Annotated in this window: 14 protein-coding genes; 13 read left to right on the top strand and 1 reads right to left on the bottom strand. The window is 45.4% G+C overall.

The window, feature by feature from the left end:
* The first annotated feature begins 64 nt into the window (after window positions 1–64).
* The 3 genes from KJB35_RS05480 to KJB35_RS05470 all read left to right on the top strand — a co-directional run bounded on the left by KJB35_RS05480 (window position 65) and on the right by KJB35_RS05470 (window position 5,354).
* A complete protein-coding gene (locus tag KJB35_RS05480; protein ID WP_182038954.1) occupies window positions 65–1,516 on the top strand; it encodes a sigma-54 dependent transcriptional regulator in 1,452 nt (483 codons plus the stop codon).
* On the top strand, window positions 1,506–3,545 hold the full coding sequence (locus KJB35_RS05475) for a cache domain-containing protein (protein ID WP_213907955.1): 2,040 nt from the start codon (window positions 1,506–1,508) through the stop codon (window positions 3,543–3,545). The genes KJB35_RS05480 and KJB35_RS05475 overlap by 11 nt, the downstream gene beginning before the upstream one ends.
* A 216-nt stretch (window positions 3,546–3,761) precedes the next feature.
* A complete protein-coding gene (locus tag KJB35_RS05470; protein ID WP_025766654.1) occupies window positions 3,762–5,354 on the top strand; it encodes an ABC-F family ATPase in 1,593 nt (530 codons plus the stop codon).
* Window positions 5,355–5,594: 240 nt separating this feature from the next.
* Here KJB35_RS05470 and KJB35_RS05465 read toward each other — a convergent pair whose 3' ends face one another.
* Window positions 5,595–6,419, bottom strand: a complete 825-nt coding sequence (locus KJB35_RS05465) for a formate dehydrogenase accessory sulfurtransferase FdhD (RefSeq protein WP_005377552.1) — start codon at window positions 6,417–6,419, stop codon at window positions 5,595–5,597.
* 323 nt (window positions 6,420–6,742) lie between these two features.
* Here KJB35_RS05465 and KJB35_RS05460 point away from each other — a divergent pair, with 323 nt between their 5' ends.
* From KJB35_RS05460 to KJB35_RS05415, 10 genes are all read left to right on the top strand, one after another.
* The gene (locus KJB35_RS05460; RefSeq protein WP_005377550.1) at window positions 6,743–7,207 is read left to right on the top strand and encodes a DUF3305 domain-containing protein; all 465 of its coding nucleotides are present in this window, start codon (window positions 6,743–6,745) and stop codon (window positions 7,205–7,207) included.
* The gene (locus tag KJB35_RS05455; protein WP_213907956.1) at window positions 7,197–7,826 is read left to right on the top strand and encodes a DUF3306 domain-containing protein; all 630 of its coding nucleotides are present in this window, start codon (window positions 7,197–7,199) and stop codon (window positions 7,824–7,826) included. Before KJB35_RS05460 ends, KJB35_RS05455 begins: the two co-directional genes overlap by 11 nt.
* Before the next feature lie 308 nt (window positions 7,827–8,134).
* A complete protein-coding gene (locus tag KJB35_RS05450; protein ID WP_213907957.1) occupies window positions 8,135–9,796 on the top strand; it encodes a 4Fe-4S binding protein in 1,662 nt (553 codons plus the stop codon).
* Window positions 9,797–9,805: 9 nt separating this feature from the next.
* Window positions 9,806–10,432, top strand: a complete 627-nt coding sequence (locus KJB35_RS05445) for a molecular chaperone (protein WP_017820684.1) — start codon at window positions 9,806–9,808, stop codon at window positions 10,430–10,432.
* 73 nt (window positions 10,433–10,505) lie between these two features.
* Window positions 10,506–10,706, top strand: a complete 201-nt coding sequence (locus KJB35_RS05440) for a twin-arginine translocation signal domain-containing protein (RefSeq protein ID WP_005377542.1) — start codon at window positions 10,506–10,508, stop codon at window positions 10,704–10,706.
* Window positions 10,707–10,716: 10 nt separating this feature from the next.
* The gene (locus KJB35_RS05435; RefSeq protein WP_213907958.1) at window positions 10,717–13,572 is read left to right on the top strand and encodes a formate dehydrogenase subunit alpha; all 2,856 of its coding nucleotides are present in this window, start codon (window positions 10,717–10,719) and stop codon (window positions 13,570–13,572) included.
* Window positions 13,573–13,583: 11 nt separating this feature from the next.
* On the top strand, window positions 13,584–14,192 hold the full coding sequence (gene fdh3B, locus KJB35_RS05430) for a formate dehydrogenase FDH3 subunit beta (RefSeq protein WP_005377536.1): 609 nt from the start codon (window positions 13,584–13,586) through the stop codon (window positions 14,190–14,192).
* Window positions 14,193–14,206: 14 nt separating this feature from the next.
* Window positions 14,207–15,259 (top strand): formate dehydrogenase subunit gamma, encoded by a 1,053-nt coding sequence (locus KJB35_RS05425; RefSeq protein WP_285356743.1) that lies wholly within the window; start codon window positions 14,207–14,209, stop codon window positions 15,257–15,259.
* Window positions 15,243–15,659: a membrane protein gene (locus KJB35_RS05420; RefSeq protein ID WP_005377532.1), complete on the top strand. Its 417-nt coding sequence runs from the start codon at window positions 15,243–15,245 to the stop codon at window positions 15,657–15,659. Before KJB35_RS05425 ends, KJB35_RS05420 begins: the two co-directional genes overlap by 17 nt.
* A 423-nt stretch (window positions 15,660–16,082) precedes the next feature.
* On the top strand, window positions 16,083–20,462 hold the full coding sequence (locus KJB35_RS05415) for an RHS repeat-associated core domain-containing protein (RefSeq protein WP_285356745.1): 4,380 nt from the start codon (window positions 16,083–16,085) through the stop codon (window positions 20,460–20,462).
* The last annotated feature ends 10 nt before the right edge of the window (window positions 20,463–20,472 follow it).

Here is a 20,472-nt window from a genome sequence, read left to right as displayed (position 1 = left end):
TTTGTAGGGTATCTCTGTTTAAACTTGGTACACTCTGTCCCATCGAAATCCATCTGGGGTAAATATGTCTACTCAATCCCATCTTAGTACAAACCAACAATATAGCGCCTTTTCCGTACTGGTCGTCGATGATGAATTAGGCATGCAAGCCATCTTGAAAAAGGCATTGGGTAAGCTTTTTTCACATGTCGATACAGCTGGTAGCATCGAAGAAGCAGAACAACTGCGTAATTCTCGACATTATGATCTGATCTTACTGGATATTAATCTGCCAGGGCGTTCTGGAATTGAGTGGGAAGAAGCGTTTGAAGATGATGACAAACGTGCCGATGTGATTTTTATGACGGGTTATGCGGATTTAGAAATTGCCATTCGAGCGCTACAGCTCGGTGCTTCCGACTTTATCCTCAAACCATTCAACCTTGAGCAGATGTTAAAAGCGGTCAGTCGCTGTATGGATCGCCGTTTGAACGAACGCATGCAGTACGCCATGACACGCGATTACCAACGTCACAATACCTCAGAGATCATCGGCGGCTCAGAAAAAACGCGTCTGCTTAAGCAACTTATTAACCAATTTGCACCATCACGTGCTTCTGTTTTGGTGGAAGGTGAGTCGGGTACGGGTAAAGAGCTAGTTGCACGAGGTATCCACCAGGCGAGTGGGCGAACGGGCCCGTTTGTGCCAATCAACTGCGGTGCGATTGCACCAGAGCTTTTAGAAAGTGAGTTGTTTGGTCATACATCGGGCGCGTTTACCGGTGCAAAAAAATCGCGTGAAGGTTTGTTCCGTGTTGCGAACGGTGGCACCTTATTTCTTGACGAAATCGGGGAGATGCCACTTGCAATGCAGGCATCATTATTACGTGTGTTAGAGCAGCGTACAATTCGCCCTGTCGGTTCAGAAAGAGAGATCAGTATTGATGTCCGTATCGTAGCGGCAACCAACCGAAACCTGCAAGAAGAGGTCAATCAAGGTAATTTCCGCAGTGACCTCTATTACCGTTTAAACGTTCTGAAAATTGAAGTGTGTCCGCTGCGAGAGCGCAAAACCGACTTATTTGAGTTGGTGCCATTTTTCAGCAACATGCTGACGCGCGAGCTCGGTATGCCTGCGCCCAAATGGGCGCACGAGGACATGGAAGCCATGAGTGAGTACGATTGGCCGGGAAACATTCGTGAGCTGAAAAACTTGATTGAGCGTTGTATCTTGCTTGGCAAACCACCTGCACACTATTGGCGAGAGCTGAATGGCGGGCATTCACTGCCTAATGTATCGATTACTGTTTCTCACTCAGCTGAGTTACCAACCTTTAAAGAAGGCAAAGAATTTACTGGCGAGGGCTATCCAAACAGCTGGACGTTAAAAGAAGTCGAGAAAGCACATATTAAACAAGTCGTTAACTTGCATGAAGGCAATAAGTCTGCTGCTGCTCGTGACTTGGGCGTAGCTCGCAAGACCTTAGAACGTAAGTACAAAGAATGGGATTCTGAGGGTGAGGAATATGCCGACTAACGGCCCACAACACAAAGGATTGTCAAAATGGACGCACCGTTTTAAAACCATGGTGCGTTATCGCTTGTTATTCTTAACCTCTGCGCCGATTTTCCTCACATTGTTAGCTCTTATCGGCATTACGATTTATTGGTCTATTCATTACACGTGGCAAAATGCGCTGCTTGATGTCTCGGAACGTCTTGGTGTTGCAAATAACAGCGTAACGTTGTTACAGCAAAAGCAAGCCAATTACGTGCGGGCGTTTGCCGATTCGTACGATTTCCGTATTCGCATTAATCAAGGAACGCCACAAGGTGACCTGCAAAAGTGGGTCACAGAGCAGAAGAAAAGATATGCTTTAGATTTTCTCTCTTTCCAACGCGTTAATTCCATGGAAAACAAATTCCGCTTTATGGATCTCACCAAGCGCGAATCGTTTTTTGATGTACTCAATAAAGAAGAACTCGAAGGCCTCGATCCTGAACTCGCCAAACGAGCAGAAGTGCCTATTCTTGCTGATGGTGACAGGGAGGTGCGTGGGTTAGTCAGTCGGACCGTGATTCCGGTATACAGCCAAGCGAACGATTTGATCGGCTTTCTTGATGGTGGTTTGCTCCTTAACAACAGCACAGTGCTGGTGGATCAAATCCGCGATCTCATTTACTTAAGTGATAACGACCGCCTTCGCCCTGTGGGTACGTTGACGGTATTTCTCGATGATTTGCGTGTGAGCACCAACGTTCCTCTAGACAGCGATCATAGACTAGGGCGCGCTATAGGCACTCGCGTGAGCGCCGAAGTGTATAACCAAGTACTTTCTAAGGGTGAACAGTGGGTTGATCGCGCTTATGTGTATGACGCTTGGTATATTACGGCGTATCAACCGATCAAAGACCAATACGACAATGTTATTGGTATGCTTTATACCGGTTACCTCATGTGGCCATTCGTTAAAGCCTACATGACGAACATTGCCGAAATCAGCTTGATTACGGTTATGTTATTGCTGGTTTCCGGCGTGATGGTATATCGCGGTTCTTATGATCTGTTTCGACCGATCGAACGCATTCATAAAGTGGTGAAGCAGGTCCAACAAGGTAAAGAAAAACGGATTGGCCCGTTAGGATTAGATGCCGATCATGAACTTGCGCAGTTAGCCAGACAGTTTGATGATATGTTAGACGCGCTAGAAGAGCGCAAAATTGAACTGAAAAACTCCGCAGCTCAACTTGAATGCAAAGTTCAAGAGCGTACGGCAAGCCTGAGAGAAAAAACCCAAGATCTTGAACTGCATATTCAATTGCTCAACCAAACCCGCGACAAACTCGTTGTTCATGAAAAACTGGCAGCACTGGGAGAACTCACCGCGGGGATTGCTCACGAAATTAATAACCCAACCGCCGTGATTCTTGGCAACGTAGAATTGATCCATTTTGAATTGGGTGACGATGCAAGTCGAGTACAAGAAGAAATTGATGCGATTCACGCGCAAATTGATCGTATCCGCAATATCACACGCAGTTTATTGCAATACAGTCGCCAAGGCGGTGTTCAAGATGAAATCACTTGGCAACATGTCAATCCTATCATTGATGAAAGCATCACCTTGGTTAAAACTGGCACCAAGAAACGCGACGTTGAGTTTGTGACTGACCTACAAGCGCACACGTCCGTTGAGATAAACCGTCACCACTTGCTACAAATCTTAGTTAATTTGCAAATGAACGCCATTCACGCAATGAGCGGTAAAGGAACTTTAACAGTAGTCAGTGAAGACTGGATTGAAGAGGGCGAAGTGAAAGGAGCCGCGATTCATGTTATCGATGAGGGCTGCGGTATTAAACCAGAAAACTTGAGTCGAATCTTCTCGCCATTTTACACAACGAAACGAGAAGGCACAGGGTTAGGGCTATCGGTCTCCCAAAGTATTCTCAGCCAAACGGGTGGTGAGTTAAAAGCAGAGTCTGAATGGGGAACAGGCAGTAAATTCAGTATTTATTTACCTAAAAAAGCCGAACTGATCCTAGAGGTGACGAACATCGCTTAGTCACTTTTTTGAAGCATTAATGGAAAAAGAGCCACTGACGATAGTGGCTCTTTTTTGTATTTAATGACGCATTTATGTTTACGCTTTTGCTTCTTAGAAACCTTACAATGATTTCACTTGGAGTGAATTAATAAAAACAACACTTGCAGTATGTAGCATGAACAAGTACCGTTGCCCGGTTTTTCTAAATACACCCCAATTGCTAAGGTAAAGGTTTTGATCTCCACAGCGAATATTACTCAACAATTCGGCGCTAAGCCGCTATTCGAAAACATTTCAGTTAAGTTCGGCGAAGGCAATCGCTACGGCTTAATTGGAGCTAACGGTTGTGGTAAATCAACCTTTATGAAGATCCTCAGCGGCGAGCTTGAGCAAACCAGTGGTAACGTAAGCTACGATCCAAACGAGCGCGTTGCAAAACTGAACCAGGACCAGTTCGCTTACGAAGAATTTACGGTAATCGATACCGTCATCATGGGTCATAAAGAACTATGGGAAGTGAAGAAAGAGCGTGACCGCATCTACTCACTTGCTGAAATGAGCGAAGAAGACGGCATGAAAGTGGCTGACTTAGAAGTTCAGTTTGCTGAAATGGACGGCTACATGGCAGAAGCCAAAGCGGGCGAGCTTCTTCTTGCTGTAGGTATCCCAATGGAGCAACACTTCGGTCTAATGAGTGAAGTAGCACCAGGTTGGAAACTTCGTGTGCTTCTAGCGCAGGTTCTATTCGCAGACCCAGATGTGATGCTTCTTGACGAACCTACCAACAACTTGGACATGGACACAATCCGTTGGTTGGAAGACACGCTAAACGCGCGTAACTGCACAATGATCATCATTTCGCACGACCGTCACTTCCTAAACTCAGTATGTACACACATGGCTGACTTGGACTACGGTGAACTACGTGTTTACCCAGGTAACTACGACGAGTACATGACGGCGGCTTCTCAAGCTCGCGAACGTCTACTAAACGACAACGCTAAGAAGAAAGCACAAATCGCTGAGCTACAAACTTTCGTTGCGCGTTTCTCTGCAAACGCATCGAAAGCAAAACAAGCGACATCTCGTGCGAAGCAAATCGACAAGATCAAATTGGACGAAGTGAAAGCGTCTAGCCGTCAAAACCCATTCATTCGTTTTGAACAGTCTAAAGAGCTGTTCCGTAACGCTCTGATTGTAGAAAACCTGAGCCAAGGTTTTGAAGAGGACTTGTTCTCAGACTTCAATGCAATTTTTGAAGTGGGAGAGCGCGTTGCGATCATCGGTGAAAATGGTGTGGGTAAAACAACACTTCTAAACACGCTTGCTGGTGTACTTGAACCGCGTGCTGGTGAGTTCAAATGGTCTGAAAATGCAAACATCGGTTACTACGCGCAAGACCACGCGCATGACTTTGCAGAAGATATGAATCTAACGGATTGGATGGGTCAATGGCGTCAAGAAGGTGATGACGAGCAAGTCGTTCGTGGTTTCCTTGGTCGTATGCTGTTTGGTCAAGATGACATTAAGAAGTCAGTAAAAGTACTGTCTGGTGGTGAGCAAGGTCGTATGCTGCTTGGTAAGCTAATGATGCACAAGCCAAACATGCTGCTAATGGACGAACCAACCAACCACATGGACATGGAATCAATTGAATCTTTGAACACCGCGCTTGAGCAATACAAAGGCACGTTGTTCTTCGTCTCTCACGACCGTGTATTCGTAGACTCGTTAGCAACGCGTATTATCGAAATCCGCGATGGTAAAATCACAGACTTTAAAGGCACTTACTCTGAGTTCCTAAAATCTCGTGGCGTTGACGCGTAATTACTCGCAAAGCGTTTAAAAAGCAAAAGCCTCGCTATTTAGCGAGGCTTTTTTGATATTTGGCCTTAATCCTTAAACTGACCGGTTATATACGCATAGAGCCCGACCACGCCAAAGGTAATAATCATAGAAAGCATGATACCGCTGGGCGTAAGCAGAAAATTCCACAATTGGTCATTATTCATAGTCCACATCCTCTGTGAATCCGCATTATTGGTTTTAGTTTACACTGAAAAGGTGTTATTGGTTGCCTTTTACATCAAATTCAACCTTGTCGGCTCCTGTAAACACTTGGAAGCGCAAACCTTTCGCACGCGCAATGGTCGTAATACCAAATTGCTTCGCTAGATCTAACCCCATTTGAGTAACGCCAGAGCGAGAAAGCAGAACAGGAATGCCCATTTGAGCCACTTTAATCACCATCTCTGATGTAAGGCGACCAGTTGTGTAGAAAATTTTATCTTCACCTGTTTCTTCTTTGAGCCACATCTCACCTGCAAGTGTATCCACTGCGTTGTGACGGCCGACATCTTCCACAAATGACAACACTTCATTACCTTTGCAAACCGCACAGCCGTGTACTGCGCCCGCTTTTTTGTAGGTGTCGTTGTAATGAGTTAACGCTTCCAGCGCAGAATAAATTTCTGACTGCTTAAGAGAAACTTGAGGCACTTGATAATTTTCAAGCTGCTTCATCACGTTGCCATACATGGTGCCTTGGCCACAACCTGAGGTGACGGTTTTCTTTTTCAGGGCGCCTTCTAAGTGTTCAGTGTTTTCTTTAGTAATCACCGCTGCGGAATGCGTTTCCCAGTCAATAATAACGGATTCAATCGCGGCTGGATCGGACAGGAAGCTTTGGTTTTTTAAATAACCCAGTACTAGTGCTTCTGGACGCGAACCTAGCGTCATGAGCGTGACCACTTCTTTCCAGTTCAGCATGACCGTAAGAGGACGCTCGCAAGCGATTTGCTTCGTGAGCTTTTCGCCGTACTCGTCGTACACATCGACTTCAATGGTTTGCAGGGGATTTTCACTGGTTTTAATAATATTTGGTTTCAGCACAGTCGTGTCCTAGTGATTAAGAGCGTTAGGTTGCTACGCATTTTAGCTTGTTAAGTGGCTAGCAAATCTCATTCCAAAATAGCGGTTCCCACAGAAATTGCGAGGTTTTATGTCAACAATGCATTAAAACTGCGAGTTCGCAGTAATGACACATCAATACATTTGAGTTTCGTCTAGTTTGGTACTTATAGCCTGAGGGAGTATATAGACTAAGTTATATCAGCTTGGCGCGTTTATTGCTTCGAAGACAATAAAAATGGTCGAAAACGGGGGCAAAATCTCCTGTGTGTTTTCAGACCAAAAATAGAAAGACTGGGTGAGTTATGTCGGATAAGAAAGATTTCGAAAAAAATTACGAAAAGACTGAGGATACATGGCCAATCGGCGTAGAGCTTGTTGAGCATGAGATCAGTACAGGGATTTGGGTGACAACCCAATGGCAGTTGACAGGATTTGCGCTGAATCCGACGGAAGAGACTCCAGATGTTTGTCCGTTGCAATTACATAAAGATGAACGTACAGACTACCGCTTTAACTTAAGCTCTCAGCAACCTAAACTCTTTTTAGTGATGGATAACGTCGAGTCTGGTGAAAAACCAGCGATACAGTTACTGACGGCTTCACAATCTGTTGCGGCGCAATATATGGATGGTGATAACCTTGTACTATCTAACGATATGCCGTTAGCCGTTCAGGCTTGGATGGAAGCCTTTATTGGTCGTCACGGTGAGTTGTTAGAAGTAAGACGCAAGAAACGCAAAGGAGCAGGCAGAGCAAATGGCAACTAGTTTTTTAAGCCGTTGGTCGAAACGTAAACTAGAAGAATCTTCCCAACATGCTGAAGAGATCACGCCGATAGCAGAGACGGAGCAATCCGAAGATAGTGTCACAGCGCTTTCAAACGCTGACGAAAGCTTAGATGCTTTGAACGTCAATGAGGATAGTCAGGCTCCAGACATTACCGCGAGTGTAGAGACTGAAAAAACCGAAGAAATGTCTGTGGCGCAACTGCTGGTTTCTGAAGCTTCAGAAAGTGTTAAGAAAGCCGCGCTGCGCAAAATGTTCTTGTCCGAAGAATTTAACGTGCGTGACGGCCTAGACGATTACGATGATGATTACAGTAACTTAAAGTCACTTTCTCAAGACGTCGCTGAGACGCTGCGTGATTGGGTTAAAGACAAAGTGGAAGACGAACCAGACGCTGAAACTGCGCAAGGGTCTGAGCTTAGCGCTAACGATATCGCACCAGAGGTAGTTGAAGACGCAGAGTCAAACACCGACAAAAGTGGCCAAATTACTCAAGATGAAAATGAACTGTATATAAATACAGTTCCTGGCGAAAGTGATACTTTTGCTGAAGAATCACAGCCTAACGAGGTGAGACAAAATATACCACACAAAGAATAGGTACATTTTGACTAAACACTCAATGAGCCGGCTGAGACAAAATGTCTCAACCGGTTTTTTTATCCCTACTATTTGTCAGTGAAGTTGATAACCTATTGATTTTAAGTTGATATTTTATTGGCATGACACTTGCTATCTGTTGCTCAATACCAATCTGGTTGAAGTTAGTACGGACGCACTGCGTAGTATTCATCGCCTGTAGACGGCGGAATAAGAATGCTCATTGATAAGTTAATCAGCAGAATCTCCGGCGCTAACTACACTAAGAGATGGAAAAGACTATCCATGTTCATAAATGGAATTGAGCAATGCTGAAACAATTATTAGAACAAGCAACTTCCAATAACGGTAAAGCGAGGCTGTACGCTTTCGAAAATACCGTAGAGTTGACCAATCTTATTCCACCAACCGTAAGCTATGAAAGCGGCGGTAACACCTTGATTGTGGGCCCAACGGCAATCATCGAAAGTGCGGCAGTACAATTGTCGCAAATGAACAGCCTAACGCTGCTTTCTACCGATGGCGAAAAGGGCACAAATCCCGAGCTTTATTACGCCAATTCGGTTCAGGTTTCAGGGTTCTTAGGTACGTTTGAAGTTCTGATTGAAAATCATGGTTCGACCAACAATCTTGCCAAGGTCGCGATCAATAGCGATTGTTTCGATATCGTACTCGATCTTTGCCTTAACAGCTGCATGTCGGAAGAAGTCCCAGTACCGGGCTACTACCCAGTAGGTCGTGGCTATCCGAAACTGGCTGAAGCGTTGGAAGAGATTCCAACCTTAATGGGGACGTTCGATAAACCGAAATTCTTCCGTTTAGATACCGATTTATGTGCACACAGCTCTCGTGGCGTAAAAGGTTGCGAACGGTGTGTGGATGCTTGTCCGGCAGGGGCACTATCGAGTGAAGGCAGCGACAAAACGGGCCATCGCATCGAGATCAACCCATACCTATGTCAAGGCTTGGGTACTTGTGCTACAGCGTGTCCGACAGAAGCGATTCATTACGCACTGCCAAACCCTGAAGATACGCAAAAGTTTATTGAACGTACGCTCGCCAACTATGAGCAAGCGGGTGGTTTAGATCCTATCGTATTGATTTGCAGTTCTCGCCACGAGAGCTACAACGTGATGGCACTAAAAGCACTGCCAGATAATGTGATTCCAATTGTGGTGGAAGAACTGCCTTCGGTTGGTATTGATACTTGGTTCGCCGCGCTTGTGAATGGTGCTACTCAGGTGCTGTTTGCGGCTTCACGTTTTATGCCTCAAACCATTATTCGTATGCTTAATAGCGAAGTAGGTATTGCTCAAGAGCTGCTCGGTCAGCTTGGTATCGCCAAAGAAACCATCGACATTCTGTATCTAGAGTCACTACGTGAAGGTGCTCCGACACTTTGTACCGAGTCTTTTGATTTGGCATTAGGAGACTTGCAAGGCAACAAACGTCAGCGTCTATTTACGGCGTTGGATGCGTTGTCCGCATCACGTATTCCAGTCGAGAACATTGTTGAGCTGCCAGCGAATGCACCTTACGGCACAGTCTCTTGTGAAAGTAAAGATTGTACGTTGTGCATGAGCTGTGTGGCTGTGTGTCCAACACGTGCATTGCATACGGACGGTCGATCTCCGTCGCTTAAATTCGTCGAGCAAGACTGCATTCAATGTGGGCTGTGCGAGAAGGCGTGTCCAGAGAAAGTGCTGACGCTTACTCCTCGTATGAACTGGGTGAAAGAAGAACGCCAGAAAGCGGTTGTGATTCATGAAGAAAAGGCAGCCGAGTGCATTCGTTGTCACAAGCCTTTTGCTCCGCAATCGATGATCGACATGCTACAAAACAAGTTACGCGGTCACTCTCACTTCTCTGATGAAGCGGCGATCAATCGTATCGCGATGTGTGAAGACTGCCGTGTGATCGACATGTTTGAGTCGATGGCAGAAGACCCAATGAAACAACTGAAATACTAGGAGCTCGCAGTGGACACACAACAAGAACAAACACTGAGAACAGACATTTATCTCGTTCTATCTGCACTTTTTCGTAGTGCGCCTAGTGATGAAATGCTGGCGTTCCTGAAATCGCTAGAAATTGAACCGTCTGAGAGCGCGATGCAAAAAGCTTGGCTCGCACTGCAACAAGCCGCGAACGAAGCGCAGCGAGAAGCGTTAGAAGAAGAATATCAAGATCTGTTTATTGGCATTGGACGTGGTGAAGTTGTGCCATTCGGATCTTGGCATCGCACTGGCTCGATGATGGAAAAACCGTTAGCGGAAATTCGTCGCGATTTGGATCTTTTAGGCATCGAACGAGAAGAGAACGTGAAAGAGCCTGAAGACCATATTTCTGCACTGTGCGAAGTGATGGCAATGCTGACAGGTGAAGAGGAAGAACTTCAACAAGCGGTGTTTAACAAACACATCGCCCCTTGGTTCCAATCTTTTACGCGCCAACTAGAGAGCGCAGAAAGCGTGAACTTCTACAAGCCAGCTGCACAGCTTTGCGATGCGTTTTTAACGTTAGAGCAAGTGCGCTTTAGCGTGAACACCAAAAGCAGTAAGAACAAATTAAAAATTGATGTGAAAAACGTCACTGATTACGAGTAATCGAGCAGTACTTGGTCATATCGATAGAGAGGCATGAGTCTCCAAAGATCTACCGTAAGGTAAGGAAGCAATGATGAAAGATAATAAAGAAATAAACACAAGCCGTAGGGATCTCCTAAAAGGCTTCACAACCGCTGCCGTTGCCGGTGCTGTTGTTGCGGGAACCACGAAAGTGGCCGTTGCTTCAGAAACGGTTGAGCCTTCTGAAAATGACGTGAAGAAGAAAGGGTATCGTGAAACTCAACACATTCGCGATTACTACGACACACTTTAGGAGATAACGGATGAAACTTGTCAAACGCTCCGACAGTGTGAGCAAAGAAACGAATCAGCTTGGCGTATCTCGTCGTGCATTCATGAAAAACACTTCGCTTGCCGCTGGTGGCGCAGTGGTTGGTGCTAGTCTATTCGCACCGGGAATGATGAAAAAAGCGCAAGCAAAATCAGTCGATCCAGAAGCGAAAACAGAAATAAAACGTACTATCTGTTCTCACTGCTCAGTGGGTTGTGGTATTTACGCAGAAGTTCAAAATGGTGTTTGGACGGGTCAAGAGCCTGCATTCGACCACCCATTTAACGCCGGTGGTCACTGTGCAAAAGGCGCAGCACTGCGTGAACATGGTCACGGTGAGCGTCGTCTAAAATACCCAATGAAGCTTGAAAACGGGAAGTGGAAAAAGCTTTCTTGGGATCAAGCGATCGAAGAAATCGGTAACAAGGTGATGGACATCCGTAAAGAGTCCGGCCCTGATTCGGTTTACTTCTTGGGAAGCGCAAAGCACAGCAACGAACAAGCGTACTTGTTCCGCAAAATGGCATCACTTTGGGGTACGAACAACGTTGACCACCAAGCGCGTATTTGTCACTCAACAACCGTGGCGGGTGTAGCGAACACTTGGGGTTACGGTGCGATGACCAACTCTTTCAATGACATGCACAACTGTAAGTCGATGCTATTCATTGGTTCAAACCCAGCTGAAGCACACCCAGTAGCGATGCAGCACATTCTGATCGCAAAAGAGAAGAACAACTGTAAGATCGTCGTAGCGGATCCTCGCCGTACGCGTACTGCTGCGAAATCAGATCACTACGTTTCTCTTCGTCCAGGTTCTGACGTAGCATTCATTTGGGGTGTGCTGTGGCACATCTTCGAAAACCAATGGGAAGATAAAGAGTTCATCCGTCAACGTGTATTCGGTATGGATGAGATCCGTGCTGAAGTGGCGAAATGGAAGCCAGCAGAAGTTGAGCGCGTAACAGGCGTAAGTGAAGAAGACGTTTACCAAACAGCAAAACTGCTTTCTGAAAATCGCCCAGGCTGTATTGTTTGGTGTATGGGTGGTACTCAGCATACTACTGGTAACAACAACACACGTGCTTACTGTGTGCTTGAGCTAGCGCTTGGTAACATTGGTAAATCAGGCGGCGGCGCAAACATCTTCCGTGGTCACGATAACGTACAAGGCGCAACCGACCTTGGCGTACTTTCTGACACGCTACCGGGCTACTACGGCCTTTCTGAAGGCGCTTGGCGTCATTGGTCAAAAGTGTGGGAAATCGATTACGAATGGATCAAAGGTCGTTTCGATGACAACGCTTATAGCGGTCAGAAACCAATGCACAGTGCAGGTATTCCTGTATCTCGTTGGGTTGATGGTGTACTGGAAAACAAAGACAACATTCGTCAACGCGAAAACATCCGTGCAATGTTCTACTGGGGACACGCAGTTAACTCTCAAACACGTGGTGTTGAGATGAAAAAAGCGATGCAGAAGTTGGACATGATGGTGATTGTGGACCCTTACCCAACGGTTGCTGCGGTAATGAACGACCGTACCGACGGCGTTTACCTGCTTCCTGCAACAACACAGTTTGAAACACACGGCAGCGTTACCGCATCTAACCGCTCTCTACAATGGCGTGATCAGGTGATTGAACCTTTGTTTGAATCAAAACCAGACCACGAAATCATGTACCTGCTTTCGAAGAAACTGGGCTATTCAGATCTTCTGTTCAAAAACATCCGTGTTGAAAACAACCAGCCGGTGATTGAAGACCTGACGCGTGAATTCAACAAAGGCATGTGGACGATTGGTTACACAGGCCAAAGCCCAGAGCGTTTGAAAGCGCACCAACAAAACTGGCATACGTTCCACAAAACCACATTGGAAGCGGAAGGTGGCCCTGTCAACGGTGAAACCTATGGTCTACCTTGGCCATGCTGGGGCACACCAGAAATGAAACACCCAGGTACACACATTCTGTACGATACGTCTAAGACGGTTGCAGAAGGTGGCGGTAACTTCCGTACGCGCTTTGGTGTGGAATTTGAAGGCAAGAGCCTTCTTGCAGAAGACAGTTATTCGAAAGGCTGTGAAATCAAAGACGGTTACCCAGAGTTCACTGACAAGTTGTTGAAACAACTTGGTTGGTGGGACGACCTAACTGCTGAAGAGAAAGTGGCAGCAGAGGGTAAAAACTGGAAGACTGACCTTTCTGGCGGTATTCAGCGTGTCGCGATCAAGCACGGTTGTATTCCATTTGGTAACGCGAAAGCGCGTGCGATTGTTTGGACGTTCCCAGACCGTGTGCCACTGCATCGTGAACCACTTTACACACCACGTCGTGACCTTGTAACGGACTACCCAACTTGGGAAGACAAAGATGCAATCTTCCGTGTTCCTACGTTGTATAAATCCATTCAAGAGCAAGACAAATCGGGCGAGTACCCAATCGTTCTGACTTCTGGCCGTCTGGTTGAATACGAAGGTGGTGGTGAAGAGACGCGTTCAAACCCTTGGCTTGCCGAGCTTCAACAAGAAATGTTTGTTGAAGTGAACCCGAAAGACGCGAACGATCTTGGCTTTAGAGATGGTGATGATGTTTGGGTTGAAGGTGCAGAGAAAGGACGAATCAAGGTGAAAGCGATGGTAACACGTCGTGTGAAACCTGGTTTGGCGTTCATTCCGTTTCACTTTGGCGGTAAGTTCGAAGGTGAAGACCTACGTCCTAAATACCCAGAAGGTACACAGCCTTACGTTGTTGGCGAATCGGCTAACACGGCAACCACTTACGGTTACGACCCGGTTACCTTGATGCAGGAAACCAAAGTAACCCTATGTAACATTCGTAAAGCGTAAGGAGTCTGACAATGGCACGAATGAAATTTCTATGTGACACCAAGCGCTGTATCGAGTGTAACGGCTGTGTTACTGCATGTAAGAACGAAAACGACGATGCGCTTGAATGGGGCATTCAGCGTCGCCGCGTGGTAACACTAAACGACGGTGAAGCTGGTGAAAACTCTATCTCTGTTGCTTGTATGCACTGTACCGATGCGCCTTGTATGGCAGTTTGTCCAGCTGATTGTTTCGAACATACTGAAGACGGCATCGTTCTTCACAATAAAGATCTGTGTATCGGTTGTGGTTACTGTTTGTTTGCTTGTCCGTTTGGCGCACCTCAATTTCCTAAACAAGAGGCGTTTGGTGAACGTGGCAAAATGGATAAATGTACTTTCTGCGCGGGCGGCCCAGAAACAGAGCCTGGCTCTGAGGAAGAACGCCAAAAGTACGGTGCGAACCGTATCGCAGAAGGCAAGTTACCGATGTGTGCATCGCTTTGTTCAACCAAAGCGCTGCTTGCGGGTGACGCAGAGAAAGTCTCTGACATTTTCCGTCAACGTGTGGTAGAACGCGGCGCGAAAAACGCAGGTTGGACAGACGGAAACGATCTTTCTTACGATGCGACGAAAAGCTAAGTAAGGAGAGGCACATGTTAAACACGCTTAAACGTGCATCTCTAGCAATGTTGTCAATGATGACGGCATTGCTGCTGACTTTTGCAATGCCTGCTTCAGCAGAGGGACAATCTTCTAAAGTTATTCTACAGGAGATCACGCAACTCGCCGGGGCAGACTATTGGCGCGAAGTCAGAGAGGGGCAAGAAGGCTACACCACGTCTCAATCGCCAGAACATGGCGTATTGATCAGTAAACCTGGTGAGACTTGGTACATTCTAAAAGAAAAATGGATGTCTCCTGCTGGTGCTGTCGCGATTTTCGGCAGTATTGCAATGGTAATCATGGCTTACGTATTCGTTGGTCCTTTGATGCTTAGCAAGCCGCGTACTGGTAAAAAAATGAAGCGTTGGTCTCGTTTAGACCGCGCGCTTCACTGGAGTATGGCGTTTACATTCTTAACGCTGGCATTCAGTGGTTTGATGCTGGTTTACGGTAAGCACTTCTTAAAACCGTACGTTCCTACTGAGTTCTGGGGCTTTATCGTCATGTTGGCGAAGCAGTACCACAATTACATGGGACCATTGTTCTTCATTTTACTGATGCTCGTGCTCTTTAAATGGTGGCGCAAGTCGATTCCAAACATGACAGATGTTCGTTGGTTTATGAAAATGGGCGGTATGGTTGGTAAACACAAAGGCACACATCCGTCAGCTGGTTTCTCAAACGGTGGTGAGAAGGCAATCTATTGGTTGTTAATCTTCTTTGGTGCTATCGCGGCAGTGAGTGGCTTAGTTCTGGACTTTCCTATCTTTGGCCAAACTCGCCGTGACATGGAGCTTTCTAACTTAGTTCATGCGATTTCGGCGCTGATTCTAATCTGTGGCTTTATCTTCCACATCTATATTGGTCTATTCGGTATGGAAGGTGCGCTAGAAGGCATGGTGACAGGTGAAGTTGATGAAACATGGGCGAAAGAGCATCACGATCTTTGGTATGAGGAAGTGAAGTCCAAAGAAGCGATGGGTGAAACAGATACGGCACAAACGGAAGTAAAAGGAGCGAAAGCGAATGAACAAACCTCATAACGGGATTTGGGTTGCGTACATCCTGAGCTGTCTGACCCCGTTTACGTTTCTGATCTCAGGCGTTATCGCAATTATCTATGCGGGTTACCGATTAGATAAGGGAGAAGACAGCGACGTAGTGATTTCTCATTACTACGGTTTAATTCGCACCTTCTTTCTCTACCTGACGTTTTTTGTTGTGTTGATCGTCACCGTCGCGACTTCTAACGGTGTACTCGTTGGCGTGAGTGATTATTGGTTGCATAGTACTTTGCTTGAAACCATCGCTTACTTTATTCCTTGGGTAGGGATGGTGTTTGCTGCATTAGCCATCTTGGTGTGGTTTATGCGAATGTTTCAAGGGATGCAGCAACTGCTCAATAACCAACCACACAGACCATCGACAGGTCCAAACCTTTAATCAGTATTCTTTAAGCAAAACCGCCGTAATAGGCGGTTTTTTTGTTGCTGTTTTGTCTCAAATATGAAGCGTTGAGTCGCAGTGGTGATACTTGATGCAACTTATTGAGTGAATTTACGTAACTGGGCAGAAAATCATAGTTAAGTAAGAAACATGTAAAAAAATCGCGTCACGATGAGACATTAGTCTCACTCACGCTATTGTTCATTTACTCAGGATTCATCGTCCCGTTAAAGTACGCTGCGCTCAGAAATTCAAAGAGTTGCATACGTGAAAATTGCCATCAATACATTCAGTCTACGCATACAGAGGAATCTCTATCGGAGGATGTTTGATTAAGGCATCTTGCTCTCACAAATAAAAAGAGCGAAACGAGCATTAAATGATGCGGCAAGGTAAGAAAAGGACAAACACGTTACGGCTATGATCCCTCAATTCGTCATTCCTATCACGAATCGCTTTGGCGAAAGTTATCACTTCTCTGGTCAGTTACTTACTAGCGGCGAACCTAAAACATTCGTGACCAAACAAGAGGCAATAGAGTTTCTTGAGAGCTTTGGTGAGCTTGACCTTCGCTCTGTCGAGGACTTGTTCTATACGATTGGTCAATTCAAGCCAAACATACCTGACGGTGAGCTTACTTCCCAACACTATAATTCAACGTTTGCCAATGCTTTGGTGAACGGTGATTTGCATGTCGCTCGAATTGTACCTACCGGCGAAAACTACGCACTCTCGTCAGCGGTTACGCCTCCACCGACTCAAAATACCGTCAATGCAAAACCATCGAAGGGAAAGGGGAAGTCGAATAAAAAGAGTGGCAGAAGTGCCGCATCCGCCAAGCCTCAGCAACAAAGCAGCGAAAAACATGAGAAAGCCGGTGATCCTGTATCACTTGTGACGGGTGAAGAAATTCTCGAACTCTATGATATCGAGCTACAACAAGGTACTACTTGGCAGCGTACTTACCGCTCTTCGCAGTCGGATGTAAATCATGGAATGGGCTTTGGTTGGCGACATGCATTTCAGTTTGAATTACGCGAAAAGACGGACGAGAAAGACAATGTTATCGCTTGGGAGTTTGTTGACGATAAGGCCGATATCACAGAATTTGAGCCAGTAGATATTGGAGCAACAAGTTACCAGATATACGCTGGTGCGAGCTGTTATTTCCTAAATTCAGCAACTCGGATCGTGACGCTCGCTAGTGGGCATCAATATCGATTTGAACAGAAAGATGATCGTTGGGTTGTTAAACAAGTCAGAAATGGCACGTTTTCAACGTTTCAACTGCAGTATTCTCGAAACCATCGATTGATCGAGATTGCATACAACAAGCGTCCGGTTCTTGAATGTCAATATGATAAGCAAGGACGCCTTGTAGAACTGCTAAATGCAAAGTCCCAAAAAGTTCTGACAACTTATACCTATGATGAGCACGATGATTTGGTCAGTGCAACTAATCATTTAGGCTTAAAGGAACAGTATCAATACCGCGGGCATTTAATTGTTAAACGTGTACGACCAACTGGCTTTACTCATTATTTTGAATGGGATGGCGAAGGTGCAAAAGCGAAATGCATCAGAAACGTTGGGGACGCAGGAATTTATGACTATCGCTTCCATTATCAAGGAAATCACTCTTCTTATTCTGACTCGTTAGATCATCAATGGTCTTTCTTGCATGACGAGCAGGGTAACTTACTCGAGAAAATAAGCCCCACAAGTAGAACTTGGCGATGGCAATATGATGAATTAGGGCGAAAAGCGCAAGCTATCTATCCTGATCAGTCAACGGTCAATTATCAATATAATCAGCATGGTCAATTAGTTTCTAAGTTTCATTCCTCTGGCAAAGAAATTCAATATGGTTATGACGGCTTAGGTAAGTTAGTTAAAACGGTTTCACCTGACGGGGATATCGAGAAGGCTTACTACAATAGCCTCGGTCAAAGAGTTTGGGATACCGATCAGTTCGGCTGTGTCACGGAATATGATTACGATAAACACGGTCAAGTCGTCAAAAAAGAGTCTGAAGATGGTAAGAAAAGTCAGTGGTGGTGGGATGAACAACAAAGACTTATCGCGAATGAAATAGACGGTACATTACTTCGTTATAGCTACAATGAAGAAGATTTAGTGAATGGCGTTGCTTATCCCGATGGGTGTATTGCTCAACTCGCTTATGATCAATTTGGCAGGCGTACATCAGTTCGTTATTTTAACGACGAAGACAAAGTCGGTTATAGCGAAGAATATTCTTACGATGAGCACAGCCGTGTTGCTCAGATTCGAACGCCAGCAGGCATTACCTCGTATCAATGGGGAGCACTCGCGCAACAAGAAGCAGTCATCTTTCCCGATGGCAGCCATATTTCTTACGAATACGATCAACAACGTAACCTGACTAAATTAGTTCGGAGTGACGGCTTAGAGTTCGAATTCCTGTATGACGATGAAGGCCAGCTGTCAGGAACTGTCGGGTTTGATAATCTACAAAGCCAATTTGATTATGATCATATGGGGCGAATCCATCGTAAGCAAGTCGCCGATAGGACGGTGCTGTATCGCTATGACGCTGCGGGTTATCTCAAGCACGTCAAAGCAGGAAATGGTAGCAGTATTGTAGAGAACCACTTCAATTATACGCTTGGTGGGCGACTTACTTTCGCATCCAATCGCCATCACACATTGCAATACCAATACTCTTCATTCGGGCATTTAACAAAGCGCATTCAAGGCCAGTTTGAGATAACGCAGGAGTTTAACAGAGTTGGCCAACGCGTATCTCAGGTACTGCCAGATAATACGGAGCTGAACTTCTCTTATGATCGATATGGGCGTTTTTCAGCGATTCGGTTTGGAAACCTAGATTTACCTCAAATCAAATTTCATTACGATGAAATGGGACGAGTTTCCCAAATTGAAACGGCATATTTTAATGAGCGCATCATTTATGATGGTGTTGGTCGTTTGGTTGAACAGCATTGGCCAGATAGAGAGAAAAAGTACGTTTACAATGCGCAAAACCGTATTTCATCAATCATTGATAATACGGCAGGAGCAACACACTATCAGTACGATGCCTTAGGGCAACTTAAACGAGTCAATGCTTCCGGAGATGTGACTAAATTTGAATACGATAGTTTTGGCAATCCTACTTTGCCAACTTCAGAGGTATTCGCTGATCGTATTGAAGTACACGATGGTGTCAGGTTCAAATATGACGCGCAAGGAAACCAGACAAAACGTGAGGGGCAAGGACACGTTCAGACTCGCGTATTTGATGCGTTAAATCAGCTCATTGAAGCTCACACCGACGATGGTATCAGTCAATATGAATATGATGCATTAGGGCGCAGAACGAAAAAAATTACACAAAAAGGCGTTACGGAGTTCCTGTGGGAAGGTGAACGTTTAATTGGTGAACGCTCTTCAGGTGCTTTCCGTTGGTACCTATATCAACCCGAAACTTACACGCCAGTGGCACTGCTAGAAAATGACGTTATTTATTGGTACCAGTGCGATCAAGTTGGTAAACCAGAGCGACTGATCGATTGCGAAGGGAATGTTGTATGGAGTGCCAGCTACGATGCTAACGGCTTTGCTCATGTACATATTGAAAATGTAGCAAATCCACTGCGTTTTCAAGGACAGTACTTCGATCAAGAAACCAACTTACATTACAACCTCGCTCGGTATTACGATCCTAAACTAGGACGTTTTATCCAACAAGATCCGATATCTATTGCTGGTGGTATTAATCATTACCAATATGCAGTCAACCCTATCCAGTGGATTGATCCAACAGGTTTCCTTTGTGAAGAAGGGCTAAAACGCTTGGGTCAAATGTTGGCAGAGTATCAGGCGCAAAGCGATGTTCCCCAAGAGGTTTGCGATCAGATTTTAGAAGCAGCAAAAGAGTCATCCGTCGGAGAAGATGGCGTTCGATCGCAAGTCAAAATCCGAAAACCCAAAGGTAAAAATCATATTCGATATGAATACGATTTAGACCATATTGATTGCGAGAGAAACGAGATTACTTTTTATCGTCATATCAATCATTCAGATGGCACCAGACACGAAGTGCAGTATGTTGTTGGGATTGAGGAGTTTGTAAATGCGCATGTTTTTGACTCAGAGAAAGTTGGTGGAGAGGAAGGTTGCACGATCTTCACTGAAGATCTTGTGCTGAATAAAGCAGAGTATAAAGAAAACTCAGAACTCAATATGAGTGATTATGAGCTAACAGAAAGAAACAAAGCAAAAATTGATGAATGCTTGAAAGAGCGTCAAGAGGCAATGGACGCTCGATCTGGCGAAGAGGGATATAACGCTCAAATTGGTAATATTAACCAACAGTCTGCAAAAATAGGTGAGTTGGCCGCGGATGACTTTGTCCGGAGTAAACGTCCTAATGCTAAGCTGCTTCATCCCAAAGATATTGGAACCTCAATTTCGAAGCCGGGCGACTTTGATATGGTTTACAAGGTGGAAGAGCCACCACCAGGCGAAATTATAATTGTTGAGGCTAAAGGTGGCAGCAGTTCGCTCGGTAGCCGTAAAATTGGCAATGAAGCATATCAACAAGGGACAAGCAAATATGCGGCGGAAATCGTTAAATTAATGTCTGAACAAAAAGCTGGTACAACAGAAAGAGCTGCTGCAGACGAAATTACATCAGCAGTGCAAGATGATATTCCAGTCAGGTATTTACATACCCAAGCAGAAATTGATGCTTCAGATGGCGTATCTAAAGTGAATGTAAAAGAGTTTGATATTAGCCTCGAAGAATTAGGTTAAGGGAAGTAAA

It is taken from the genome of Vibrio sp. D431a (genome assembly GCF_030248655.1).
GTDB classification, from domain to species: domain Bacteria; phylum Pseudomonadota; class Gammaproteobacteria; order Enterobacterales; family Vibrionaceae; genus Vibrio; species Vibrio alginolyticus.
The sequence above is the reverse complement of the archived record's forward strand: the minus strand, read 5'-3'. Positions and strand labels throughout refer to the sequence as shown.